Annotated in this window: 1 pseudogene; it reads right to left on the bottom strand. The window is 37.6% G+C overall.

Features of this window, described 5'->3' with window-relative positions:
* Window positions 1-2,867, bottom strand: a pseudogene (locus H602_RS20115) (hypothetical protein); the annotation flags it as partial.

Genomic DNA, 2,867 nt, shown 5'->3' with positions numbered 1-2,867 from the left:
TTATAGGCATTGTTCTCACACCCTTGCGTGAAGTCAATGTCAATGGCTTGACTAACTATAACTTCTGCTGTTGTTTTAAATACACCACAAGCATTTCCATTGTCTATAGTATACGTAACTAAATAATTACCTGGTGAACTTGCGCTTGGATCAATTGTTCCAGTAGTAGGATTGATGGTTAATCCAGAAGTTGAACTAAAGATTCCACCTGTACTTCCAGTAATTGTAACCAATTCTGCAGTTGAACCAGTAGCACAATATGGGTCATTATAAGTAATTGTAGCATTTGCCGGAGCAAATAGTGAAATTGTAAATGATGCACTTACTTCTCCACAGGCGCCTGCTCCTGCAATTGTATTTGCAACTTCATAAACTCCTGGTAAACTCGTCGCTAAATTAATAGCTCCAGTAGTACCATCAATTGATAATCCAGTAGGAGTTGCTGTGAACATACCTGCTGTTGCGCTTCCAGTAAGTACTGGAACAACCGCAGTCGCACTATCAATACAGTATTCTGCTTGGGAATACGTGAAAGAAGCGTCTCCTGTTTCATTGATTGTTACAGTAGTTTCGAATACTACATCGTCACAAGGTCCAGCGTCAGCAACAGCATTTGAAACAGTATAAGTTCCTGCAGTACTTGTTGCTAAAGTAATTTCTCCAGTAGTGGTATTGATTACAAGACCTGCTGGAGTAGATGAAAACACTCCTGCTACTCCACCATTCACATATATTGGAGTTGGGTTTGGCGTTTCATTTTTACAGTATGAAGTTGCCGAATAACCAAACTCAGCACTTGCTGGTGCATTTACGATTAAATTAACTGGCAATACTGCAAAACATGTTGAGATAGCATTGCTTTCCACACGGATGAAAATCGTCTGTGTTTCAGTAACCGTATTTGTAAATGATACAGATAGGTCAATTGCATTTGGAGCATCAGCTGTTGCATCTGCTTCTACTTCATAGTAAGAAACCGTATATAAAGTTGGATCCAAAGTTCCTAGTACTTCCGTTGTTAAAGTATTTAAGTCAAATGGCGCAAAACCATCCATTGGAGCAATATCACAAACAATATAATCTGCTGGTGAAGCAGCAACAATTGGAGGACTTAACGTTACTAAAATAGTATCATCAACTAAGTTAATACCACAATTTCCTTTTACTTTATAAGTACCTGACGCATTTACAACTATAGTTGCGTTTGTCTGACCTTCAATTAGAACATCATTAAAATACCACTCAAATGTAACAGGTACGTTTTCTAAATCTAGTACACCTGCCAAAGCATTTAAAGTTACTGATTCGCTACAAGCTACGATATCCTCACCTAAATTAACATCACAACATATAGTTGTTCCCGCATTTGGCGCATCAAAATTAGTTTGCACTAAGCTTATAAAACCAGGCTGCCCATTAAAATTGGTAATCAATATAATATAGTATTCACCTTCAAGTGCATTTGGAATTGAAATTGTTTCAGTGAAACTAGCAGAATAACTACAATCAACAATGTTTCCGAAAGGATAAAAGGATTGATTACTTGTATTATTAGGACATGAAGGACAATCTCCGAAAACAATCTCGTCGCAACTATCAGTAGATGTAAAAGGTCCCCAAGCTACGAAATCGACATCTTGATTTGTTCCTAATAATTGACCTGTTGGACTAATATTTGTATTCTGAACCATTGTAAAATTCATTGGCCCAGATTGTCCTACGTGTAAAGTATAGTAAGTAGGATTTGGCGTTGAAAATAAACAAGCTACTTCTCCAGCACTTGGTAAGCCCGAGCTATTTGGAAAAATATACGGTTGTGCAGCAGTTCCTCCACAGAAAGGAGCTGCATTTCCACAGCTAGAGACTGGTTTAACACAAACGTTAAATGTAACTACTTCACTATTTGATCCATTTGACCAAACTCTAATATAATAGGTTTGATTTATAACAAAATTTAAATTTGTACTTGTCAAGCTATTTGCAGCTCCACAGTATAATTGTACCAAATTATCAGGAGTACCACTATAAACTGCATGATTTAAGTTAGTCGTAGTTCCCTCAACATTTTGTAATGTAATAATATTTGTTGAAGAAGGTGCCACAAAGCTGAACCAAACGTCATCATTTTCAGTTCCAACACAAGCATTTGACACACCCGGCGTTGCTGTTGCACCAATAAGATTTCCTGGAGTAACAAATAAACATTCTGACAGAACGTTAACCGTTACGGGAGTTGCGTTGATTGGTTCATCATTTGCACCTGGACTTGGAGGTGTAGATACACAAACATCAAAAGTAGCAGATTGACTTACATTACTTCCATTTGTGTACACTCTAATTCTATAAGTCTCACCCGGAGTAATATTTGGCAATACTGCGGAGTTGTTATTAGTAGCGCTGCAAAATATCTGATTTGCGGTTCCACAATCAATTCCAGCATAAACAGCGAATCTAATATTTGTTGTAGATCCTGCTACGTTTAAAAGATTGACGATGTGAATATTATTTGTAGCTACAAAACTAAACCAAACGTCGTCATTCTCATTTCCTGGACATGTTGAAATTTCCGCTGAAGCTGTTCCTCCTAATGTATTTCCTGAAACTGTTTCCGAACAAACTTGAGTAGGATTTACCGGAACTGAGATTGCTGCCGAACATTCATCATTGATAGGTTTTGTAATAAAAGTACCTGGTGTCAATAATGTCCATGTACTAATTTCTGACGTTGAACATATTGCACGAACATAGTACTGGTATCTTACTCCTGCAGTCAATCCTGTAATATCAAAATTGGTAGCGGTAGTAGCAATAAAGTAACCTGCTACTCCTGTATTAAGTGGTGCTCCATTTACTGGCGCTGCTCCACC

This window comes from Flavobacterium tegetincola DSM 22377 (genome assembly GCF_000425485.1).
GTDB lineage: Bacteria > Bacteroidota > Bacteroidia > Flavobacteriales > Flavobacteriaceae > Flavobacterium > Flavobacterium tegetincola.
This window is presented reverse-complemented; position numbering and strand designations above follow the sequence as displayed.